The organism is Microvirga sp. P5_D2 (genome assembly GCF_054049475.1).
Map to the genome: position 1 here is coordinate 1 of NZ_JBFUMH010000244.1, position 5,423 is coordinate 5,423.

General features: G+C 60.8%; 2 protein-coding genes and 2 pseudogenes. 1 reads left to right on the plus strand and 3 read right to left on the minus strand.

Annotated features, from left to right (window positions below; translation table 11 throughout):
• The 3 genes and pseudogenes from ACXJKO_RS29415 to ACXJKO_RS29425 form a co-directional block, all read right to left on the minus strand.
• Positions 1-180: pseudogene (locus ACXJKO_RS29415) on the minus strand (IS5/IS1182 family transposase); the annotation flags it as partial.
• A 102-nt stretch (positions 181-282) separates the two neighbouring features.
• Entirely contained in the window at positions 283-2,799 is a 2,517-nt protein-coding gene (locus ACXJKO_RS29420) for an ATP-binding protein (RefSeq protein ID WP_457094572.1), read from the minus strand.
• A 102-nt stretch (positions 2,800-2,901) separates the two neighbouring features.
• A pseudogene (locus tag ACXJKO_RS29425) lies at positions 2,902-3,627 on the minus strand (adenylate/guanylate cyclase domain-containing protein); the annotation flags it as partial.
• 307 nt (positions 3,628-3,934) lie between these two features.
• Between ACXJKO_RS29425 and ACXJKO_RS29430 the strand changes: the two are divergent.
• The gene (locus tag ACXJKO_RS29430) at positions 3,935-5,020 is read left to right on the plus strand and encodes a TRAP transporter substrate-binding protein (protein ID WP_457094571.1); all 1,086 of its coding nucleotides are present in this window, start codon (positions 3,935-3,937) and stop codon (positions 5,018-5,020) included.
• Positions 5,021-5,423: the final 403 nt, after the last annotated feature.

The window sequence follows — 5,423 nt, forward strand, 5'->3', positions numbered from 1 at the left end:
ATAGGCCGGGCGGCCTGTCGCCTGTGGGATGACCCTCTCGAACCCCAGAGCGCGCAGGTTGAGTTCGTCGACGAAGACGTCGATCACCCGCACCGGATTGTCCTCGCTGACGTACTCGTCGAGGCAGGCCGGGAACAAGGTGCCCTGGCTGCGCTCCTGGCCTTGGACAAACCGCTTCATCGCGATCCCTCCAGTCCGTGCTAACCCCACCAGATTACCAGATCCCGCGTTTTGACACAGCCTCGACCCAGTGCAGACCTTCCGTTGCTAACCCGGTTCAGATTATGGGTTCAGATGATCGGCTCTATCGCCTGAGATCAGCGTAAGCTCATCGAGCAGGGTCTTTGCGTCACGCAGAGCGGGTATCTTCATGCCATCGTCGAAAAGGCTGCAGATCGGACTGAGAAGATCATGAGCCGCTTGTGTCCGATCTTGTTTGCCCCACAATCGAGCAAGGCTGGTCGCCGCCTGCAACTGCCAAAGTCTTGCGTTTTGATCCCTGGCCAAAGCGAGAGCCTGCTGGAAGCAGAGCTCTGCTTCCCGCTGATCAGGCTCGCTCCCCGCCAACAGCAACTCACCCCGAACTCGATGAAGTTCTGCTTCGATCCAACGGCCTCTTGTATGCTGGATCTGGGTTAGAGCGTCGTCCACGAAGCCAAGGCCTTCCTGCGCACGATCTCCTTGCCGGCTGGCATCGGCCAGCAGGCCAAGGAAGTAGGGCGACCACATTTCCGCGCCTGTCGCTCGGTAGTCAGCCAGCCCCTGCTTCATCCCTGCAAGGCCTTCAGCGCCTCGCCCAACCTCCACCTGTGACCAGCCATGAATGACTGAACCCGCTGCTCGATAAAGCGGAAAACCCTGTTCCGTCCCGAGTGTGATTGCCCCCTGCGCTTGTGTTGCGGCATTGTGTGGGTCTCGCAGAAGCTGGTTAAAGATGCATCCCCAAGCCAGGGCGACCGCTGCCGTCCCAGGATGCTCAAGCTCATCCACATGAGCCGGCACCTGACGGCTGTAGGTGAAAGCCTGCTCTAGATCTCCGAGAATGAGATACAGATGCGACAGCCAGGACAAGCACATTACCCGGGAGTCGATGGCGTAAACGAGACCCGAGCCGCGGTCCCGCACCGGATCATAAAGGGTGAGCGCCGCCTCGAAAGCATCCCGGCTCTCGGCAAAGCGGCCGTATTGGCACAGCGTTGAGCCGATCATGCGGTGACCGATCATCTGCGCCGCCACATTGGCCTGCTCCCGGCCGGCTCGCAGTAGATCGGATGCAATCTCATGTGCCTCCCTTAGGGCGCCACGTTGGAAATAGAAAACAGATTGCCCATAGAGAACCGGGAAGAGCTCTGGAACATTGCCGAGTTCAAGACAGAGTTCATGAGCCCGGGCATAGGCGTGACCTGTCTCGGGAGCGGCAAAGCCCTTCCCAGCGATGGAGGCCTGGCCAAGCGCAAGCTGCAAGCGGAGCTCATGCCGTTGACGCCCTTTCCCAAGAGCAAGAGCCTGCAAGACAGCCAGTCCCTCGGTCAGGTGCGTGACCGCTTCGGCCATCGCAGAGCGTGTAAGCGCCTGTTCGCCGGCCTGCCGCCAGTACTCGACCGCCTGCTCAACCAGCCCAGCCTCGGTGTAGTGTCGGGCCAGCAACTCCGGCTCCATGTCTCGGGTCTCTGGAAAGTGCTCCTCCAGCACTCGCGCGATGGTGGCGTGCAACTGCTGCCGCCGCGATTTGAGCAGACTCTCGTGAGCTGCATCCCGCACCAGAGCGTGTTTGAACGCGTAGTGGGTCTCGGGTGGCATGCCGCGCCGGAAGATGAGTTCGGCGGCAGTGAGGCGGTCGAGCGCGGACTGCAGGTCCGTTTCCGGCACCGTAGAGACTGCAGCAAGAAGTGAGTACGGAAACTCCCGCCCGATGCAGGCTGCTACCTGCGCCACTTCTCTCACCCCCGGTACCCGGTCGAGCCGGGCCAGGAGAGAGGCATAAAGCGAAACTGGCACGGCTCCCGGCGCGGTCATCCCGGCCTCCAGCACCGCCTTAGTCAACTCCTCGATGAAGAGTGGCACACCGTCGGTCCGGGCTGCGATTTCCCTCAGCACTGCAGGCGGCACGCTTTGGCTGCCGCTCAGGCGCGAGACAATCGCCTCTATCGGGCCGCGGCCGAGGCGGTTGAGGGTGAGGCGCGTCACGTGCGGGTGCCCCCCCAAGTTCGGCTGGTTGTYGGGCCGGCTTGTCAGCAGCATTAGGGCGCGGGCATTCGCAATCCGATCCAGAACCTGGCTGAACAGCTCAAGGGTCGTGGGATCAATCCAATGAGCGTCCTCAACGACGATCAGAACGGGGTGCCGGCGCTCAAGTCCGAGGAACTGTCGGATCAATGCAGCCTGCGTGCGGGCACGCCGTTGCGGGGAGCTCAGTTCCTGGATGGAATTGGGTATTTCTGCCTCGATGCCGAGTAAGGCGGTAATCAGCGGGGCGGCCTCGGAAATATCATCCGTTCCCCGGCGCAACAGCGCCTCAATCTTTTGCCGTTTCTGCTCGTCACCGTCCTCGGGCGCGAACCCGGCTGCAAAGCCGAGCTGTTGCACCACCGGCCAAAGCGGTGTGCCCGTATATTGCGGTGAACACTGGTAGCGCAGGACAATGTTAGGGTCCCCGGCAGCCTCATCCAGCAGGGCCTGCACCAAGCGGGACTTGCCGATGCCTGCCTCGCCAACCACGAGCACCGCTTGGCCCTCTCCAGCAACGGACTGGCGCCACCGCTCCAGAACCAGCGCTAACTCCTGATCGCGTCCCATCATGGGCAATGAGCGCTCTGGGTGACGCGACTCAAACCGGCTCTCCGCCAAATGAGGACCAAGGACCTCGAAGCTGTTGACCGGTTGATCGAACCCCTTGAGGGGGACGGGACCGAGATCACACAAATGGAATGCGTCGCCGAGGAGCCGGCGAGTGGCCGCAGCAATTACCACGGTCCCGGCGGAGGCAACCTCCTGGAGACGCGCTGCCAGGTTCGGGGTTTCTCCGACCACAGACTCCTCGCGCGCCGCGCCCTCGCCAATCAGGTCTCCGACGATGACGAGGCCTGTGGCAATACCCACCCGCGCCGCAAGCGGCTCCCCGAAGGGAGTGGAAAGTCGTCTGACAGCCTGAACGATGGTGAGGCCGGCGTGCACGGCACGCTCGGGATCGTCCTCGTCCGCCCTCGGCCAGCCGAAATAGGCCAGCACCCCGTCTCCCATCAGCTTGGCTAGGTGTCCTCCCAGGCGGGCGATCTCACCGATCACGGCGTCCTGATAGGCATGAAGGACATTCCGCATCTCCTCTGGGTCGAGGCGAGAGGAAAGGGCCGTTGAGCCAACCAAATCAACGAACATTACGGTCAGTTGACGTCGCTCAGCATGCAATGTTGCCGGTGCGGGAGGCGAGCGGGCGGGCGAATCGCCTGGTGCCCCTTCAGCTGGTCCAGCCAATTCTGATATCGCGGCCAGAAGCCGCTTGCGATGGCCGAGCGATAGGACGCCGAGTTCGCGCAGGTCCCCGTCGGTCAACGTCCCAAGCAGGCTCGCTTCGATGTCGTTGTCGCAGAACGCCTGCTCGTACTGGCCGAGCCCCAGGTCTTGCAACCATGCTTTGGTGCTTACCGCATCCCCATGTCAGGACCTCGCGCCTCGTTTAAAACGCAGTCTACACAGAAATGGATAATTCCGCATGCGTGCCGCGCTACAATCCAACCAACTCTCCTGTCACATCTCGCAACGAGCGCCTTGGGGCGCCCGCATTAGAAGAAAATTATCCTAATAAGGCAAGGAAGCGGCAAGCCTTCCCCCTCTTCCGATGAGATTGTCAGCCGCCTTTCTTGCCCCACAACTACGATTCGGCTGCAGTGGCTGGCCAAGACGGTTGGCAATCTGGAGCCCACGGGAAGGAGCGCCCATGAAACGCCGTCAATTTTTGGCCACCGCAGCAGGGGGAATTGCCGTCAGTGCCTTGGCAGCGCCTGCAATTGCCCAATCCATGCCCGAAGTTCGCTGGCGCTTGCAATCCGCCTTTCCGAAGTCGCTGGATACGCTGTGGGGAGGAGCTGAGCTGTTCTGCCGGCTTGTGTCGGACCTGACGGAGGGCCGCTTCCAAATCCAGCCCTTCGCTGCGGGCGAGATCGTTGGCACGTTTCAGGTCGCCGACGCGGTTGGGGATGGCACGGTCGAAGCCGGTCATGCCACGACGTACTACTACGTGGGAAAGGATCCTACCTTCGCACTTCCCTGTGACTTTCCCTTCGGGCCAAATGCACGCCAGAAGACTGCATGGACGTACCATGGTGGCGGTCTGGACCTGTGCAACGAGTTCTTCGCCAAACACAGAATGTACGCCGTTCCGGCCGGCAACACCGGCGCCCAGATGGGTGGATGGTATCGCAAGGAGATCAAAACCGTTCAAGACCTTCAGGGCCTCAAGATGCGCATTGGCGGCCTTGGTGGTCAGGTTCTCCAGCGGCTTGGTGCTGTTCCACAGCAGATCGCAGCTGGTGACATCTATCCGGCTCTTGAGCGCGGCACGATCGACGCGGCGGAGTTCGTCGGCCCCTACGATGATGAGAAGCTTGGCTTCAGCAAAGTCGCCCCATATTACTACTATCCAGGCTGGTGGGATGGTGGTCCGGTCATCCATGTGATGATTAACATCGATCGCTGGAACGCACTCCCTAAGATCTACAAAGCGGTAGTCAATGCCGCCGCCGCGCAGACATATGTTGATGTGCTGGGCAAGTATGACGCCCGCAATCCAGCCGCGGTTCGCCGGCTGGTCGGGGCTGGGGCTCAGCTACGGCCGTTCAGCCAGGAGCTCATGGAGGCTGCCTTCAAGGTGTCTAACGAACTCTATGACGAGATCGCTGCCAAGAACTCTGACTTCAAGAGGCTCTATGAGAGCGTGCGCGGGTTCAGAAATGAAGCGTATCTCTGGTTCCAGATTGCCGAGTACGCCTACGATAGTTTTCTGATCCGTTCGCGGGCAAAGTGATTTACCGCGAAAGAGTGAGCGAAATCTGCTGACTCTATCGCTCTCTTGGACTTCATCGCGGCGCTGGGGCTCGTTGGCACGGTCAAAGAGGCTGCGCTTGCAGGAGCCTACATCGGCCGTCGATCTGCTACGCCTCCTTCCGCATTGAGCGAGATGGACTGCTGCTTATCATGGTGCCGGTCGCATTGCTTAACTGAAACTGTCCAAACAACTGAAGTCGCGCTCCGCACGATGTCCATCCCGAGCCCTACCGCGATGTCGAGAAGGCAAACGACCGCTTCTGGCAGATTTCGTTGAAAAAGTCCTCGTGATTGGCGGCGATCATGATTCCCTGATGAGGCATTCTCGGCAGGAGGATCGGGCCATGATGGGCGAGCGTCTCGTGGTGCAGGAGAGCCTGTTC